We start from the raw sequence: 18,959 nt of genomic DNA on the forward strand, positions 1-18,959 counted from the left end.
TCTTGTTGTTGTCATGTCGCACTTGATGCGGCATCCATAGAGGCCTTCAGGAAAAGATGGATCCCCGGGTCAAGCCCGAGGATGACATGAAGAGGTGTGTTATGCTGTCCCTGTCGAATAGTTGTTTTGGATCAACAGTTACGAACGGTTGATGAACTGCGGTCTTTGATGGTGCTTTCATCGAACTCATCCCAGTCGTGTTCGTCATGTTCACGCTGATAACCGGCTTCTTTCAAGCCGAAGCTCATATCGGCAACCATTTCCGGCCTTTTTTCCTTCAGGTTTTTCACCTCTTCCTGAGTGAGGATTCTTGATTTATCGAAACCGAGATCGATCTCTATCTTGCGGTTCTTTGTCTTGACCCGGTCGATATCGTAGAACCTTTTTGTGAGGGTTGTCTGAGCGAAGGCTTTGAGACAGCCGAGCATGTACTTACGAACATATGAATCTTTGATCCAGGGGTAGCTGAAGAACGTCTTGCGGGCATAGAACCGTCCATATGACTTCAATACTCCCTTGAGAACATCTTCACGTTCCATGTTGTCCGGTTTGATGATCGGAGAAACGAAGTTGTAACGCGAATAATCCCGGACTTCAACCCTGTCGCCAAGCTCTTTGAAGAGGTCGGAGAACGGCCACGGCGTGTATATTGTCCAGTTGGCCATATCCGGATCCCAGTCCTTGCAAAGCTGATAGGTTTCCTCGATGGTTTGCGGTGTTTCGTGTTCGAGTCCCATAACGAACTGAGCTTCTGCAACGATTCCGTTTTTCTGCAACAGTTTGATGGCGTATTTGTTTTCCTCGATGGTTGTTTCTTTGCGGAAACGGTTCAGATTCATCTGGCTGGCCGCTTCCGTGCCGAGTGAAACATGGACCAGACCGGCCTTGCGGTAGAATGGCAGCAGGTCTTCATCACGCATGATATCGGTCACCCTGGTGTTGATTCCCCAGGTTACATCGAGTTTTCTATCGATGAGTTCCTGGCAGAGAGAGACGAATTTCTGTTTGTTGATTGTCGGTTCTTCATCGGCAAGAATAAAAAATCCGACATTATATTTTTTGACGAGAATCTCGATTTCATCGACAAAGTGTTTCGGACTTCTCGCTCGATACCGTCTCCAGAACTGCCACTGTGAACAAAAAGTACAGGTAAACGGACATCCTCGGGCAAAATTCGGAACCGCAAGACGGCAATTGAGCGGTGTATAGATATATTGGTCCCAGTCATAGAGACTCCAATCCGGTGTCAGGTCGTCGAGATCCTCGATAACTGGATGAGCAGGAGTGGCATGAACTTCGCCTTCGTCATTGATATAGGCGATACCGGTAATGTTTTCTCGTTCTTTCAGGTCGTTGCCGGCATTGATGGCATTGACGATGTTGACGGCAACTTCTTCTCCTTCTCCACGGATAACATAATCGGTTTCGGGAGCTTCGGTCAGAACCTGCGGGTACATGAAGGTCGAGTGAATGCCGCCCATGATCGTTTTGATCTTCGGGTTGACCTTTTTGGCGATCTTCATGATATCCTGTGCTTTGAAAATAGAGGGCGTGATATTGGTTGTCATGACCACGTCCGGTTTGTTTTTCCGGATGATTTCCTCAATAGTTTCGTCCGGAAGATCTTCGGCCATGGCATCGACAAAACGAATTTGCGTATAGCCTGCTTTTTTCAGTGCACCGCCGATGTAAGCTACCCAGCTTGGTGTCCAGTTTCCGGCGATTTCGGCTCCTCCAGAGTGATAATTTGGCTGAACCATCAAAATTTTCATCGGTATCCACCCTCCTGATAAGTGTTGTTATAAGCTGTAGGGTTCCAATATTTCTGTTTTTTTCAGGATTCCCTGCCGAGCTTTTGTCTGAAAAAAGTTTGAAATAGTAACTATCCTTATAGGTTCTGAAAATATATCGAACTGCTAATTTACAATTAATTTCTCAAAATTAACATGAAAGGTCTCGATATTACTTCCTTTCGGCGTACATGAGCATGGTGTGATAAAACCCGAAACTTATTTTTTTTCTGTTCTTTACAACCATTCCGGTTTGTTCCATGGCTTTCTTCATATTTTCATCAGTGATCATCTGAATTGTCGTTCGACGCTCTTTCTTCGGAAAAAAACCTCCTAACCAGTGCTGGAATGCCAGAATTCTGTTATACGGGGCATAGGTGAAAATGATCGGGCCTTTGGTGAGGCTGGCAAGGTTTGTAAATGCCTCTATGAATCCTTCTGCAGGATAATGAATGAGAACATCGAAACAAACCACCGCATCATAGGTGCCTTTAACCGATTCGATAGTGTTTACCTCGAAATCTATTTTTTTCTCAACTCCTCTTGAAACAGCTTCTTCACGAGACTTGTTGACCATCTGGGCTGCAATATCGACAGCCTTGACACCATAGCCGTTGCCGGCAAGGCGAATGCTGAAAAGACCTGTACCGCATCCTGCGTCGAGGACTGTCGAGTTGGCGGGCAGATTGAGCTGCTGAAGCCATTCAAAAGCTCTGTCCATCATAACGGCATGGCCTTGTCGGACCGTAGTGCGGACGGTTGAGAGTTTTTCGTTTCCGTAAATCGATGACCAGCGATTGAATCCGTTGCCGTTGAAATAGGAACGGAGCATTTTCTGGTGCTCTTCAGCATTGAATGATGATGTGCTGTTCATGCTGTATAGTGTAATAATTGATGTAATGATTGCTGTTTTTTTTCTGGTATGGTTCTACGAGCCGCTTTGTACTCCTTCCATGTGACTCTCCAGTTCGGAGTACAGTTCCCGCAATTCTTCTATGGTCTGACTGTCTGCTTGCCAAAATCCCCTCGATCCGGCTTCGAGAAGGCGCCTCGTCATCGACATGGTTGCGTGAGGATTGAGGCTTTTGAGTTTTTCCAGCATTTTTTTGTCCTGCAGATAGGTTTCGTTGAACTGTGTATACGTCCAGTCTTTCACCGCAGATGCTGTTGCACTCCAACCATAGGTATTGCTGAGGTGTGACTCGATTTCCCGTACGCCTTCGTAACCGTGTTCAAGCATGGATTCATACCACTTGGGGTTAAGGAGCTTGGTTCGTGCTTCAAGTGCCACCATGCTTTCAAGAGAACTGATTTTCTGTTTTTTACCTAAGCCGTTAACGTCGCCGACCATTACTTTGGGCTTTGATTGGCTGATCTGTTCGACCGACTTCGAGATGCCTCCAAGATACTCATAATAATGGTCAATATCGGATATGCCTATTTCGTAACTGTCAATGTTCTGATAGGTCAGTGTAACGTTACGCAAGGCAGAAGTTAATATTTCCGGTGATTCTTGCCATGCACCTTGTGCACTGTACGAGAAACTTTTTCGGTTTATGAACGTTTGGGACAGTTCACTGTCGTCTTCCCAGTTGCTGCTTTCGACAAGGTGGTTTACGTTTGCGCCATAATTGCCCGGTGCATTGCAAAAAACCCGGTTCGCTGCATCGTCAAAAGAGATGTTTTCTTGGGATTCCTGTCGTAACACGTTTTTACGAATAAAGTTAACGGACACGGGTTCATCTGCGGCGGCTGCGAGTCGAACAGCCTTGTCCAGCAGTGTTATCTGGTGGGAAAGAAGATCCCGAAATATGCCACTGACGGTGATTACGACATCTATGCGGGGTCTTCCCAGCTCTTTTTGGGGTAAGAGCTCGACATCACTTATCTTGCCCAGCTCATCGTTTTTCGGTATCGCTCCGATAAGTGCCAGAGCCTGAGCGATACCTTCACCATCACTTTTAATGTTATCGGTGCCCCAAAGGACAATTGCAATTGATTCGGGAAGAGCACCACATTCGTCATGATAACGGGCAAGAAGCTCTTCAGCTGAAGCTTTTCCCTGTTTCTGAGCGGCAAGCGAAGGAATGCTGAAGGGGTCGAGGCTGTGGATGTTACGCCCGGTAGGGACTATCTCGGGATTTCTGGCAAGGTCGCTGCCAGGGGATGGCTCGATATATCCGCCGTCAAGAGCATCGAGCATTCCCTTGATTTCACGGTTACTGACCATCGCGACAAGAATGCGCTGCAGAAACTCCCAGAGCCTGGAAAGTTGTTCGCCTTTGCTGTGCGTTTCGCGCACCAGAAAATGTTCGGCTGCCGAAACCCTGACCGGGAAATTGGCTTCGAGTATGGTGCGAAGATCGTACTGTTTTCTTTTTTCGTCCGGAATGCTGCCGATAAAGAGCCTGATGACGTTTGTTGCAATGGACATGACTTTCCGCCATAGATGTTCCGCTTTCGGGTCGTTGCTGCTTTGTTCACTCAGCTGGCTGTAATCAAGCTTTTGATGCCTGCATATATATTCCGGTAGTGACAAACCGTCCAGGCATGCAAGCGGATGACTGACAAGTAAGGTAAGCTGGTCGACAAGTGAGTCCGGGGTAGGGTTTTTGCCTATGATATGAAGGCCGAGTGGAATCATCCGTTCTTCAACAGTGTACAATTCTTTGTTCAGAGCTGAAAGGTAGCTCTCGATCGAGAGATGTTGGCGGTCGACGTCGAGCTCCAGTGATTCGGATAATGCGAAGATTTCTTCAAGCACTTCTTCGGACTGGTTTCGGCGGCAGCTTTCTATGAGATCTCTCAGCTGTCGCAATCCTTTGTAGAGACCTGCTTGCTGAAGTGGTGGAGCAAGATAGCTGATGAGTGTTGCGAACCCCCTTCTCTTTGCGATGGCGCCTTCGCTTGGATTATTCACGCAGTAATAATAAAAATCAGGCATGCTGCCGATCAGGCGTTTCGGCCAGCATGAGGCTCCGAGTCCAACCTGTTTTCCTGGCATGAACTCAAGGGCTCCGTGTGTTCCGAAGTGCACGACCGCATCGGCTTGCCAAACATGTTCAATCCAGGTATAGAATGCTGCGAATGCATGATTCGGAGCGGCATCTTTTGCCATGAGAAGGCGCATGGGATCCCGTTCATAGCCAAAACTTGGTTGCTGACCTACGAAAACATTACCGAATGTTCTGCCGAGAACGTGAAACCGTTTACCGTCGTTGAGCATCTCTCCGGGGGCATCGCCCCAGAATGTTTCGATTTCATGATAGTGTGGAAAATTTTTTCGATACTCGTCGAGCGTCAGGTGTTCGGCGACGTTGCCATCTGTGCCGAATATGTCCCGGTTTCCCTCCAGAATTTCATCTTTGAGTGCATTGACACTATCGGGAAGCCTGAGGCTGTACCCGTTTTTTTTCATTTCACTGAGTAAACTGAACAAGCTCTCGAAAACATCGAGGTAAGCAGCTGTACCGGCATTGCCAAGATTCGGGGGGAAATTGAAGAGTATGATGGCTATTCTTTTTTCAGCAGGAGCTGTTTTCCGCAAAGCTACCTGTTTCACTACACGGCCGCTTATGATGCTTATTTCTTTAGGCAATGGAACTGTCTTGTCGTTTGCGGTCTCGGCGCCGGCGTAGACATGGGGCTCGATGGATCCGTCAAGTTCCGGAATGGCAACGCTCAGGGCAGTTTGCAGCGGAGTCAGGCCTACGTTGCCAGATTTCCATTGTTGAATGGGTTGAAAAGAGAGTGGGACAAGATTGATGTACGGGACGTTAACTTTTTTGAGTGCAGCAATCGCTTCGTCTGCCTTGTTTTCCGCAGGTCCTCCGACAAGAGAAAAGCCGGTGGCATTGATGATCGTGTCGGGAGAAAGTTTCCCGTTGCTTTCATCACCGAAAAAGGTGTCAATGGCGGGTCTGAAATCAAGTCCACCGCTATAGACGATGAATGCTTCGAGTTCTCTGGACTCCAAGTCATGCAGGAGATGCTCCAAATGCTGCATGTTTTTACTCAGAACAGTTGCCCGCATTGCGAGAATAGCTACCAGCCCTTTTCGTCTGCCGGCCCTATTTTTTGCGAGCCATTTTCTGAATTCATGTGCAGCGTAAAACGGCTCCGGTGCATCCGGATGGTAGAGCGCGGTTTCAGGGTAGAAAATCGGGTCTTTTTGAGGGAGCTGTTCGCTGAACGAGGGGACATAACGGTTGATCAGAAGACAGAGAAAACGCTCCATGTTTTCTTCGGAACCGTTGAGCCAGAACTGGTGGGACGCGATAAAGGTATGGATATCCCTAGCCTTGCCGGGGATATGCTTCAACAGCTTGCTTATATTGCGCACAAGTGACAGTTGGCGCTGGCTTTCACCATGGCTTGTTTTCGGTTTGAGTTTAGCTCCCCAATCGTTGAAGATTCTTTTTTTCTTTATTCCGCTGTCAGGTTTATGGAGACTGAACTTGCCAAGTCGTGTTCGATGAATAAGCGCCGGGTTGCTTGTTATGATGCAGACTGGGCAGCTCACGCCTGCAAGAAGCTTTTCGAGGGGTCTGACAATTTCCTCGCTGAAAAGCATCGAGCCGAAGATGAAATCAGCGTCAGAAAAGGCCTGTTCGAGTTTTATCCAGGTCTCTTCTCCCTTGTAAAGGCCGAGGTTGAATAGCATTACCTCGAGCTCACAGTTGAATCTTCCGTTCAGAACAGCGGCAGCTTTTTTCACCGCGCTGTTGTTTGTGGCTTCCATGGTCAAAAAGAGAAAGCGCATAGATGTACTTCTCTTTGTTTAATAAGTGATATGAGCTGTTTACCTGCTCCAGTCAGCATAAGGCAAACCGCTCAAGGAATTCTATTTCCAGTAGAAATGCACGTGTCAGAAATACCGAAGGCCTTTGCCAGCTAAGGCTGATATCTCTGGCGGGCAGACTTCCGGTCTGTCAATGACAAATCCTCCGAGAGCGATAGGGAAAAGGGTATCAAATAATAAGTACTCGATTCTGCAGGAAAAGGTTGGTTTTGGGAAAAGCGGGCACTTTGTACGTCGGCACGGGAACGGTGCGGATTCGGTGGGGGATTTTTTCTGTTGTTTGTTGGAAAGCTGTGTAAAAAGGCGGGGGGGAATGAATGAATGCGTAAACGGATGGCGGGGAGGTTTGATAAGAGTACAGCGATGAAACATCTTTATCGGAAAAGCTTTGGGAAACGACAACCCTCAAAGAGTGTTCTTTGCTTTTCGACTTGGCGTTGAACGACGAGGTTTTAGCAAGGAAACTGTAGCCTAAAACCGATACGAAAAAGAAGAGGATGATCTCTAAGAAACGCCAGAGAGTTCTTGATATGTTGTACTTTCCTGATACTGGCATACAGCAGGTTTTTTAGAATATATCAAACTGTAAAAGAAAAATAAAAATGTGACATGGCTCTCTTTGATGAATGGAGGTCAATTTGGCGTATTATGGGCGTATTTATGCGCGATTAATGAAAAAAGGCGTCTGGAAGAGACGCCTTTTTGAGGTTTATTGTATTCTTTTTCTCAATCGTCGAGCATACCTTCGAGACGGTCTTCGAGGTCTGCATAGATTGCCTGAAGCTGGTTGATGGTTTCCTGATCGGCTTTCCACATTCCTCTACCGTTTGCTTCGAGCATTCTGCCGACGATGTTCAACGTTGCCTGAGGGTTTACTTGTGTCAACCGTTCACGCATTTCGGGATTGAACGCATATGTTTCGGCGGCTTTTTTGTATACCCAGTCATCAACTCCTTTGGTAACGGCATCCCAGCCTACCATGTACGTGAAACGGTTGCTGATTTCCGTTGCTCCGGTATGTCCCTGGTCGATCATGCTTTCGAACCATTTCGGGTTCAGTAGCTTAGTGCGGAATTCGACTTTCAGTGCTTTGTCAGCATCATCGACCTTTACATCCGCTGTAAATGTTTCGACATAGTTCAGCTTGACATTGTTGCCTTTGGTGTTTCTTCGACGTGCAGAGAGCTGCAATGATCCGGAAGAGGAAAAATAACGGTCGATATCCGATATACCGTATTCTGCGGAATCTACCTGCTGTACGACCCGATCGACTGTGCCCAGAAGATTTTCCAGAATCTCGGGTTGCTGGTCACCATATCGGTTGCCACCATAAGCGTAGCTTGTTCTTTTAACGAACATGTTGTCGAGATCCTCCTCCGATTCCCACGCCGAGTCCTCGATGAGTTCTTCTACCATCGAGCCGTAGCTGCCGGGTGCTTGAGTGAAAAGCCTTGCGGTTGCTGCTTCGAAATCCTGTCCTTTGGATATAGCTTCGTCGACATGCTTTTTGATATTGTTCATGTCCGCCGGTTCATCGACTTTTGACGCATCTTTGACCAGTTTGTCCAAAAGGTCGACGAGGACTCCGAAAGTATCACGGAAGATGGAGCTGATTTGGATGAGAACATCGACCCTCGGGCGTCCTAGTTTTTCCAGAGGAACAAGGCTGTAGTGGCTGATTTTTCCCTGAGCATCGTAAGCCGGTTCAGCACCGATCAGGTTGATGATCACCGAAACAGCTTCACCCTTGCTTTTAATGGTATCGAGTCCCCAGAGAACCTGGGCGATGGTTTCAGGGTAATTGCCGTCGTTTTCTTCCTGATGCCGTTTGATAATGGTATCGGCTATTTGTTTGCCTCGTTTGAAGGCGAGTTCCGAAGGAATGCGCCATGGATCTATGGCATGCATGTTTCGGCCTGTCGGAAGCACACTTGCTCCGTCTCGCACAATGTCACCTCCCGGTCCGGACGGTATGTATTCGCCGCGGAAGGCTTTGAGGAGAGAGTTCATCTCCTGGCTGTTGTCCTGCAGAGCCTGTTTCAGCGCGAGGCCTTCTCTGAGAGAGCCGTTCAACGCTTCGGCCATTTCGGAGGTGATTTTCGCTTCACCTGTCAGTACCTTGAAGACCGAGGCAGGGTTGGAGTTTTCAGCGAAGATTGTTTGTTCAATAAAGTCTTTTGTATGTTCATCCACTCTTTCGCGAACAGCGAGAGCATCGGGTTCTCCTTTTCTTGCACGGGTAGAGAGGGAAGCGTAGTCGCCATAACTGGATGATTCGCCGATCGCCTGAAGGATGACCGATGGCAGAGACTGTTCATTACCTCGCACTTTGAGGTATTCCGTTATGGTTGTGATCTGGCTTTCGAGGGGAGGAGTTTCTCCGAAGATATGCAGGGCATTGGAAATCAGCTTGCCTTCAAGCTCCATGAGATAGGTATAAAGACGACTGAGATAGTCACTGAAACTTTCTCCTTCGACTCTCGGGCAGTCATCGGTCAGATTGAGTTGCTCGGCTTTCTCGATGATAGCTTCTTCTGCTTCGGGATCGGCAAGCTGTTTAAGGTCCCGCTCTCTGTAATCGTTGAGCATATCCTTGAACGCAGGGAGCTCCTTGTAGAGTCCGGCGCGGGCAAGTGGCGGTATATTGTGCGATATCATCGTTGCGTATCCACGCCGTTTGGCTATGTTCGCCTCGCTCGGGTTATTGACCGGATAAATATAGAAATGCGGTACTTCACCGAGTAGAGCATCGGACCAGCAGTCACCCGTGACGCCCAGCTGAAGACCTGGCATCCATTCAACAGTGCCGTGCATGCCGACATGAACCAGTGCATTTGCATTGAAGGTACGACTGATCCAGCGGTAGAACGAAATATATTGATGGTGCGGAGTGTTTTCCTTGTCGAAAAGAAGTCTCATCGGGTCACCCTGTACTCCGAGACGTGGTTGAACCCCGATGAAAACATTGCCGAGAGTAAGTCCGCCGATGAAAAGCTTGTCACTGCCGAGAGGGGCGATGTCACCCGGAAAACCACTCCAGCGTTCCTCTATTCGTTCACGTTCCCTCACTGACGTGATTTGCTGGAATGCGTCCCTATCGATACCGAACGCATCGGGCAGATGTGCTTGAATTTCGTAATCGGTCGCCTTGTCGAGCATTTCGAGCAACTGCTCAGGTGAGTCAGGTAGTGTGCCGACGTTGTAACCTTCAGCTTCGAGCTCTTTGAGGATTTTGTAGACACTTTTGGGGACATCCAGAAGCGCGGCACTTGCTTTGCGCCCCATACCGGGGGGATAATCATAGACGACAAAAGCGATTTTTTTATCCTTGTTGCCCATATGCCGCAACTCGGAAAACTTGCTCGCGAGTCCGGATAGACGTTCAAGCCTGTCCGGTACAGTCTGGAGCTTTCCATCCTTGACAGCACCGAGTACAACCGGGCAGACAGCTCCGTCCATTTCCGGCAGAGAGTAGGTCATTGCCGATTGCAGCGGCACAACACCCTCTTTTTTCCAGGAGTTGAAGTCCTGTATGAAAAGTGGTTGTGAGACAACGTACGGAGCGTTGATGGACGTGAGAATTTCATCGCGCGCACTGGCCGAGGCTCCGGGAGTCGTTGCGCCCGCAGGACCGCCGACGAAACCGAAGCCCATCATGTTGATCAGCATATCGAGGTCGGCGTTGACAAACCATTCACGGGCGGCAACATGTCCTTCGACGCCCATTACAAAAACTGGAAGAACGTTGAGCCCTTTACCCTCTATTGCCTTGATGGTGTTGTCGATGTATTCTTTTTCCTGAAGCAGATGTTTGCGGAAGAAAACGAGGCCGATGTTGCGCTTGTCTCTGGATTTTTTGTCTCGCTTTTTGTTCCATTTTGCAAAATGGTTCAAATCCTTGAAATAGTCAGGGGCTTCGGGGTGATAGAAGCCCATCGTCGGCACTTCAACCACTTTGTCGGCTTTGACCTGGACATCGAAATACTCCGCCATGATGTAGTTGAACATGCTGGCGAGGTTTTCTGCGGTCGGGTGCATCCAGTAGGTATAAACCTGCATCCAGTTTTTAAAGTCCTTCGCCTTTTTCGGGATCAGCGGCAGCATGGTGCGCATGATCTTGAGCAGTTTCATGTAACCGTAAAGAGCGTCTTCATCACGGCCCTTCACCAGCATTTTCGCTACTTTTTTCACAATGTCAGGCATACCGCTCCCGTCACCTGAAACAACATAGTTGCCGACCTTTGTCATTTGCATGACTTCAGGCATCGATTCATAGGCGAAAATTGTCGTGACGTTCGATTTGTCGATTTGTTCCTGGAGCCAGTCCGCTTGTCCCTTGAACTGAATGAGTGTCGTAAAAATGCAGTCGGCATTTTGAATGGCTTCGGCTGCTTTTGGATTCTGGTGTTCCAGGTCCTGATCCGTCCATTGAGTCAGGTCAGCATACCGGCTGATTTTGTCCGTAACTTCACGCCATACTCGTTGATTGCACTGTTCCATCCCGACGATGGCTGCAATTTTTATTTTACTCTGCATAGGAAACAAAGGTCAGCATTGGTTAAGGTAATTCCGAGAATACCAAATGTAATAATAGTTTGTTGAATAGTAAAGCGCTACTTCAGCTTTCAGAAAGATGGCTGTATGGGTCGATGGCAGGAATAGAATAAAGACGATTTGTCGATGTGGCATTACGGTAAAAATGGGAAAAGCCGTCCGGGATTTCGATTTTCCGGGACGGCTTTTTCTTTTCAGGCACGGAATGGTAAATCTATACTCAATAGACGAAATCGAGGCCGAGAATGAAACTTCTGCTTGGAGAGCGGAACCATTCGGCTTCGGAATACAATTCGTTTGTGATGTTTTTGCAGAGTAACGAGCCTGTAAGGTTGTCCGTAAGCTTGTACTTCAGGCCGGCATCGACTACGATAAAATCTCCTGGATAGCCATATCCATCTGGTCGTGTATAGAAATTTATGGCTTTATATTCACTCACATACCTTCCCGTTGTGTTAAGGGTGAGTCTCTCTGTTGCTCTCCAGGTTACACTTGCCGAAGCGGTATGCTCTGGGCGCATTGGCAACCATTCAGGGTCAGGGTTCCGATCGATGGAAGCACCGGTGGCTTCGTAATCGACAATCTTTGCGTTCATGTAACTGTAACCGAGATCGAGGCTCAGATACTCCACAGGTTTTATATTCAGACTGGTCTCGATACCCCAGATCCTTGCCTTTCTGAAGTTTTCGAATTCATAATAAGGGCCGGCAGCTCCTTCTTGGAAAACTGATTCGATCAGGTTGTCGTAATTGTTGATGTATGCCGCTATATCGAACGAGACACGTTCGGAGAAAACCTTGTACATACCGATTTCATAGGCGGTCATGGTTTCCTTGTCGAGCGAAGGGTTGGGATTGCCCATAAACAATCCTGCATCACGAACGAAGCGTTCGGAAAGCGTGGGTGCACGGAAGCTCCTTCCCCAGGATGCCCGGAAGCTCATATCGTCGGTTGCTTTGTAATTCAGGGCGATACGAGGGCTGAGTGCGTCAACGGATGGATTTTCGAGTTCAACCGTCGTTGGAAGTTTTTCCAGTGTTGAATAGTCGATGAAGTCGACATCGTCCGCGTCAATGCCACTCCAGTCGTAGCGGAGAGAGAAAAGGGCTGTCAGACGGTCGGTCATTTTGAACTCGTCCTGCAGGAATACAGCAAAGTTTTTTTCCTGTATCTCGTTGAGGTCGTCGTCGTTCAGAGGGTGGGTCGATGGTATTTCAGCCGTGTATTGTGTCGATCGAACGTCAACGATATTGCCATCGACACCGAACAAAAGTCGGTGACGGTCACTTGCCCTGTAATCAAGCTTGATGCCTGCCCCGTAACGGTGTGCTCTATCATCATTGAATTCACCGGGTAATCTGTCTTTAGTTCGGAATGTAACGGATGGATAGGGATAAAAAGATAATTCAGCAGGCCCAGGATAGACCTGAGTCGCATCGGTATTGTTATAGTTGATGCGACTCGAGTTGTAAGTATAATAGAGCCTGGTGTCGAGACTGAAATCGTCGCTGAGAAGGTTTACGTAATTCAAGCCAACCAGCGCATTTTTCCTTTCGATGGTGTCATCCACGAACAGGGATTTATCGAAGGTTTCGTCGAATGGTAAAGTCGTGTAGGGGGGAAATGGCAATGTATACGTGCCAAAAACTCTTCTTGACGATGTATCGAAGCCAGTCTCGGGAAACGGTGTATACATGAAGTCTCCGCCGAACGGGTCCATTTCAAACGACCATGTCGTCGGGTATCCGCCTTCAGTCTGGTTGTAATACGATGATAGCTGTATGTATTGTTTTGAATCGATATCGTAGCGTGCTTTGAGTTTGACGTCGTTTAGCAGGGTCTGGGAGGTTTCCTTGTATCCGTCATCGTCCGCGTGTGTGTAGAGCAGGCTGTAGTTGAGGTCCCCTCTCTTGTCGCCGATGCCGACATACGAGTTCCAGAACCATGGCGTGTTGTCATCAAAATACGTGCTTTTGTCGCTGTCTGACGGATTATCGTAAAAACCGCCGCTAGCGCCAGCCTTTACCTCGAATTTATCAGGTAGGGCGCCGAAAACGTTAATAACACCTCCCATGGCTCCAGAGCCGTATAGCGTGGCTGCAGCGCCTTTGAGAACCTCGACCTTTTCAGCGGCGTTCATGTTCACGTTTGTCCATACAACTTCACCCGTTGTCGGAGTGTTGATCGGAAAGCCATCATAGAGGCCCTGTACGCGGGTGCCGATGGCCCCACCCTGAAATGTGTTCGAGCCGCGAATCTGTATGGTTGACGTACCGTAACCCCCTGCGCGGTTCACTACGACACCGGGAACATCGGCCACAACCTCGTCGAGTGTGGGATTGGGTTCTTCCTTGATCTGTTCGCTGGTTACGACCGACGCCGTGACCGGAACTTCCAGTCTGTCTTGTTCGTAAAGTGCGGCACCGACAACAATCTCCGATGCCATGACGGTTGTCTGGCCGAGTTGCAGATTGAGGGTTGTTGTTTGGCCGGAACTGATCGTGACCATCTGGGAGAACGGTGTATAGCCAATGGCGTTGACTTTGAGTTTGTATGTTCCTTCAGGAATGCCTTGAATCGTATAGTTGCCTTCAATGTCCGATGCCGAACCGAGGGTTGTGTTCTCGAGCATGGCCGAGGCGCCGATTATCGCTTCGCTATCGGTTTTATCCGTGATTACGCCACTCAATGAGCCGGGAGGATCTGCTGCCTTTACAGGAACAGGTGAGAGCAGGAGTGCAAGAAGCATAAGAAAGGGGAGAAAAAAACGAAAGAGGGGGAGCGCCTGGCAGTGCTTTGTTTCCATGACGTTCTGTTGTTAGGAGTGTTACTGAAACTTCCTGCATCTGTCCGGCAGGAAAGTGTTGTAGGCCATTACTATCGGTTGTGCTTTGTGTCCCGATACCTTCATTGCGCTGTATTCGAAGTCATAATGGTCAGCCGATGAAATCAGGACTCTTGACAAAAAATTGAGATAGCCTTGTGCTGCTAACTCAAAATCTATCAGAATTTTAAGGAAAGTGCAAAAAATACCGTATTAATTTTTCCGGTGTTCCAATCCATCTCGTGGTGCATTCCGGTACTTGCGAAATGTCAATCGCACGACCGGTTCAATCCTATCTTTTCCGGGTGAAAGGCGCTCTTACCGAATGCTTGTGTAGGACAAGTGGTTTCCGCTTTGCCACATCCGAAAAATTGACGGTCAGAGAAGAATTTTCAGAAGTGGCAACAGAGGACGAGCTTTTGTAAAAAAAGTGTCAGATGACGTCGAGTTCTTTTCCTATGGTACTGAACTCGGTTATTACCTTGTCAAGATGCTCTTTTTCATGGGTAGCCATGAAACTTGTACGCAAGGCTTCATGGCCTGGCATGACGCCGGGACGGATAAACGCATTGACATACACCCCTGCATCGAAAAGCCTTTTCCAGAATACCATGGTTTTCATCTGGTCTCCAATGATGACGGACACGATAGCGGTACGGGACGGCATCAGCCTGAAACCTTCGGCGGCAAGACCCTGGCGGATATAGTCGGTATTGACAATCAGCCGTTCAATCAATTCGGGTTCGCTTTTCAGTATTTCAAGCGTTGTCAGTACCGCTGCTACGCTTGCGGGCGTCGGTGACGCACTGAAAATCAGGGAAGAGGCGTTGTGTTTGATGAAGTCGATAACGTCTCGTTCTCCAACGACATAGCCGCCAAGTGAACCGAATGTTTTGGAAAAAGTACCCATCATGAGGTCGACCTGGTCGACGAGGTTGAACTCCGAAGGCGTCCCTCGTCCGTCTCGTCCGATAACTCCTACAGCATGTGCATCATCGAGCAGTATCCTGGCTCCGTACTCTTTGGCCAGTTCGACCAGTCTTGGTAGTTCGACAATTTCTCCGGATACGGAGAATACTCCGTCTGCGACGATCAGTTTACCGGCATCGTCGGGAATTGTCTGCAATACTCTTTCGAGGTCTTCCATGGAATTGTGCGAATACCTGACAAACTTTGCGGACTGTCCGACAGCCATGATCGAGGCTGCAACCAGGCTCGCGTGGTTGTCCTTGTCGCAAACAACATACTCTCCGCGCTGGACCAGCGTCGGAATGACGCCCTGCCCGGTCTGGTAACCGGTGCTGAAAAGCAAACAACGTTCTTTTTCGAAAAACTCGGCGAGTTTTTCTTCAAGCTCGATATGCAGATTGACCGTACCGGTCATATAGCGGGAGCCCGAACAACTGGTGCCGTATTTTCTGATAGCGTTTATCGATGCTTCTTTTACTCTTTCATCTGCAGTTAACCCCAGATAGTTGTTGGAGCCGGCCATGATGAGTTTTCTGCCGGCAAACGAGACAACAGGGCCTTCTGTTTCTTCGATAGGATGAAAAAAAGGATATATACCTAATGCTTTTATTTCATCAGCGAGAGTAAAATCGTAGCACTTCTTGAAAATGTCTTTGCGTGTCTTCACAGGACTGAATATTTACTTCAGTATGACGGCTTGTCTTGACGAGCCGGATAATTTTCTTTTTTGGCTGTAACGAGGATATCAGGGGTTCAAAAACGAACATGAATATCTTCGCACCACAAGTAAAAGATGAATGTATTAAAAATTTTGCTTTTTTTTTGAAGCGGTAACTTCTTTTTTGAGGCAGGAATGTTTCCGGAGATGCTCTGGACGGCGAAAGTTCCGGGTGCTGTTATACTTTTATTCCATCAAAATATTATACAGGTTTCATGGGGCTCACTATTCTGATTACCGGTGCTACAGGGTTTATTGGAGCGGTTCTTGTCGATTACCTGAAAAACAGGCATGACAAGGTCAGTGTGCTGTTGAGGCCTGAAAGCGATCCCGTAAAAGCTGCCTCGTTGCCAGCAGATATTCGACAGGGGCGTTATGACGATCCGGCTTCGCTTCGAGAAGCTGTACAAGGCGTGGATATTATCATTCATCTTGCCGGTGTGACAAAGTCGATACATGAAAAAGGCTACTATACAGGTAACGTTCTGCCGGTAAAGGCTCTTCTGGAGGCCGTTAAAGAAGTGAATCCCGGTCTGCGCCGTTTTTTACTGGTGTCTTCACTTGCGGCGGCAGGTCCGGCGGATAATCCTGATCCGGGAATACGAGAAGAAGATGTACCGAAGCCGGTCAGCCTTTACGGAAAAAGCAAGCTCGAGGCTGAAAAAGTGTGCCGTTCCTATAAAGACATCCTCCCGGTAACCATTGTCAGACCGCCAGCGGTTTACGGTCCCGGCGACAAGGATGTGCTGCAGTTTCTGCTTATGCTTAAAAAGGGGGTGGTATTTGCTGCCGGCGATATTGGCGTGCAGCGCTTAAGCCTTGTACACGTCAACGATCTTGTTCGTGGTATTGTCATGGCTGTCGAATCTCCTGCAGGAGTTGGGGAGACCTATTTTATCACATCGCAGAAAGGGTATTCATGGGATGAATTATCTCTTGCCGCAGCCAAAGAACTGGAAATAAAGAAGTTCAGAAAGATATCGTTGCCGCAGCCGTTGATGAAATTCTTCGGTTATGTGGCGGGTTCGATTAGCTCGATCACCGGGCGAACGGGTTTTTTGAATCCCGACAAGGTAAACGAAATGGTGCAGGATTATTGGGTTTGTTCTCCGGTGAAAGCGGAAAACCAGCTCGGGTTTACAGCCTCGGTGTCTCTGGAAGAGGGGATGCACAGTACTATCTCATGGTACAAAGAGCAGGGATGGATGTGACATAAAGGCAACAGGGAAATGGGTAGAGTAGGCAGTGGGTAAATAGGTAGTGGGGAAGGGGAAATTAAAAGGGCAAGAGAGACAAAGAGGTTGTTTGAAGAAGGTAGTGAGCTCTTTATTTTCAGTCATCCCCGGGCTCGACACGGGGATCCATCTTTTACTGATAGTCACCAGGGATGCCGCTCGATGCGGCATGAATATTTCCTGTGAGTGAGGAATAGCCATTGATAATCATGAATCTGCATTGTTGAGAATGCTTTGCCTTCTCCCTTTTTACTGTTGACTTAAAAGCTGCTGCATGAGGCGAAGAAGGAGATATTTTTCGTCCGGATAGGCTTCGAGCCCTTTCAGGGCGGCATCGGTTTGCTGTAATACCAGTATCGCACGTTCAGTTTCGCTTAGAGAGAATCTTGTTGCATATTGCAGGAAATTTTTTGCGAAATACTCCTGTTTGCCGAACATACCAAGCGTTTTCGCAATTTCGGACAACGGCAGATTTCTGATTCCGGGTGAATGGAGTTTCCAGATCCTGATGTAGAATGTTGTGAGGTAGCGAACAATGCTCATCAGTCCTTCTCTCTGCCCTTCTCTTTCCATGATCATCAGAGATATTCCACTACAGAGTCTCAGGTTTTTACCTGCGAGGGCTTTTTCGAGCTCGAAAACATTGTACTGCTTCGATATTCCTACGCATTCATAGACATCGGAGCTCGTGATGCGTTTTTCATCGCTCCGCGAGGAGGCGTACATGATGAGTTTCTCGGTTTCCCTTGCAATTTCACGCGCTGAAGGATGTATGTAGGTGCTGAACGCTTTGAGCGCTTCGGGATCGAATTCCCAGCCTTGCAGGGAGGCCCGTTCGCTAGCGAAAACATCGGGATTTTTAATCAGGGGAAAATCGTGTCGAAACGGCTGTAAATCCTTGAATGGAGCTTTTTGGATATCTTTCTTGTCGATTTGGTCCGCGTCGAGGACGAGTATTGTCGTGTCGACGGGATTTTGGGTATAGCGGACAAACTGTTCGACATGCTGTTTCTGTTTACTCTGCGGTCCCTGTTTTTTATACTTTCCGAACTGCTTGACAATCATCAACTTCCGAGAGGTGAACATGGGAAACTCGGACGCTCTCGATACGATTTCTCCCAGGGTATGATCCTGACCGTATAGAACGGTGGTGTTCAAGTCCGCTTCTTCTTCTGATGGAAACGCTTTTTTTCTGATAAGATCCGTCAGTTCCTCTTTGAGAAAGCTTTCGGGGCCGTGGAAAAAGTAAACAGGGGAGGTGTTACCTGAAGCAATTTCTTTCTGAAGTTTTTTCATTACCGGTACCAATCGTTTTTTCGTGTAGTGGAAAACAAGATAAGGTTGATTGGCCTATTGATAGCCTCATAGGCCCCGTAACACATAGGGGCCTATGGGAATAACTGCAGGGTATCTTGATTCACCGTGTGCTTGTCTCCCGTTACGTATCGTTGACGGCGAAGCGCTCAAAACGGCAAGTCGTCCTTTTCCGTTTCGGATAAACCTCCGCCTTGATCAGGATTATCATCTCTGGTGCTGTTTTTCTGGGCAAAGGGTTGCTGGAACGAAGGGTTGCTATCGTAACCCTGGCCGCCCTGATCTCTTCCCGATCCGAGCATTTGCATGTCGGAACAGATGATTTCCGTTGTGTATTTTTTTTCACCGGTTTTATTATCATCCCAACTTCTGGTCTGTAATCTGCCTTCAACATAGACCTGCCGGCCCTTTTTCAGGTATTGGTTGCATATTTCTGCCAGTTTTCCCCAGGCAACAATTCGGTGCCACTCGGTTCTTTCCTGCATGTTGCCGTTGTTGTCTCTGAAACTTTCGTTTGTTGCGACGGTAAAATTTACGACGGACTGTCCAGAGGCGGTTACCCGCATTTCAGGGTCGTTACCGAGGTGCCCTATGAGCATTGCTTTATTGAGTCCACGTGCCATAATTGGTATAGCTGTCTTTAGGGTTTGAAAAAAAGCTTGAATCGGTCATGTGTCAAGCTTCCATGCAATCGGGATTGTAATAAATGCAACGTTCTGTCCGTTATCGATTTTCACCCGGCTTGGCCGGGAAA

The 18,959-nt window shown here is 48.1% G+C and carries 9 protein-coding genes; 1 reads left to right on the forward strand and 8 read right to left on the reverse strand.

Going from position 1 to position 18,959, the window contains the following annotated elements; translation table 11 throughout:
* Positions 1-131 precede the first annotated feature (131 nt).
* The 6 genes from bchE to QZ209_RS10600 form a co-directional block, all read right to left on the reverse strand.
* A complete protein-coding gene (gene bchE, locus QZ209_RS10575; protein ID WP_294347701.1) occupies positions 132-1,772 on the reverse strand; it encodes a magnesium-protoporphyrin IX monomethyl ester anaerobic oxidative cyclase in 1,641 nt (546 codons plus the stop codon).
* Positions 1,773-1,962: 190 nt separating this feature from the next.
* On the reverse strand, positions 1,963-2,664 hold the full coding sequence (gene bchM / locus QZ209_RS10580; RefSeq protein ID WP_294347703.1) for a magnesium protoporphyrin IX methyltransferase: 702 nt from the start codon (positions 2,662-2,664) through the stop codon (positions 1,963-1,965).
* Between the two features lie 54 nt (positions 2,665-2,718).
* Entirely contained in the window at positions 2,719-6,552 is a 3,834-nt protein-coding gene (locus QZ209_RS10585) for a magnesium chelatase subunit H (RefSeq protein ID WP_294347704.1), read from the reverse strand.
* A gap of 765 nt (positions 6,553-7,317) precedes the next feature.
* Positions 7,318-11,127 carry a magnesium chelatase subunit H gene (gene bchH, locus QZ209_RS10590; protein WP_294347706.1) on the reverse strand — a complete coding sequence of 1,270 codons (3,810 nt, stop codon included), beginning with the start codon at positions 11,125-11,127 and terminating at the stop codon, positions 7,318-7,320.
* A 238-nt stretch (positions 11,128-11,365) separates the two neighbouring features.
* Positions 11,366-13,951: a TonB-dependent receptor gene (locus QZ209_RS10595; RefSeq protein WP_294347708.1), complete on the reverse strand. Its 2,586-nt coding sequence runs from the start codon at positions 13,949-13,951 to the stop codon at positions 11,366-11,368.
* 451 nt (positions 13,952-14,402) lie between these two features.
* Positions 14,403-15,605 carry a pyridoxal phosphate-dependent aminotransferase family protein gene (locus QZ209_RS10600; protein WP_294347710.1) on the reverse strand — a complete coding sequence of 401 codons (1,203 nt, stop codon included), beginning with the start codon at positions 15,603-15,605 and terminating at the stop codon, positions 14,403-14,405.
* A gap of 266 nt (positions 15,606-15,871) precedes the next feature.
* Here QZ209_RS10600 and QZ209_RS10605 point away from each other — a divergent pair, with 266 nt between their 5' ends.
* Positions 15,872-16,867: an NAD(P)-dependent oxidoreductase gene (locus QZ209_RS10605; protein WP_294347712.1), complete on the forward strand. Its 996-nt coding sequence runs from the start codon at positions 15,872-15,874 to the stop codon at positions 16,865-16,867.
* Between the two features lie 273 nt (positions 16,868-17,140).
* On the opposite strand, the gene holA is transcribed toward QZ209_RS10605, so the two are convergent.
* Together holA and QZ209_RS10615 are read right to left on the reverse strand one after the other, a co-directional pair.
* On the reverse strand, positions 17,141-18,187 hold the full coding sequence (gene holA, locus QZ209_RS10610) for a DNA polymerase III subunit delta (protein WP_294347713.1): 1,047 nt from the start codon (positions 18,185-18,187) through the stop codon (positions 17,141-17,143).
* A 167-nt stretch (positions 18,188-18,354) separates the two neighbouring features.
* A complete protein-coding gene (locus tag QZ209_RS10615) occupies positions 18,355-18,828 on the reverse strand; it encodes a single-stranded DNA-binding protein (RefSeq protein WP_294347715.1) in 474 nt (157 codons plus the stop codon).
* Positions 18,829-18,959 lie beyond the last annotated feature (131 nt).

Origin of the sequence: Prosthecochloris sp., from assembly GCA_015482705.2 — a bacterium.
Classification (GTDB): Bacteria; Bacteroidota; Chlorobiia; order Chlorobiales; family Chlorobiaceae; genus Prosthecochloris.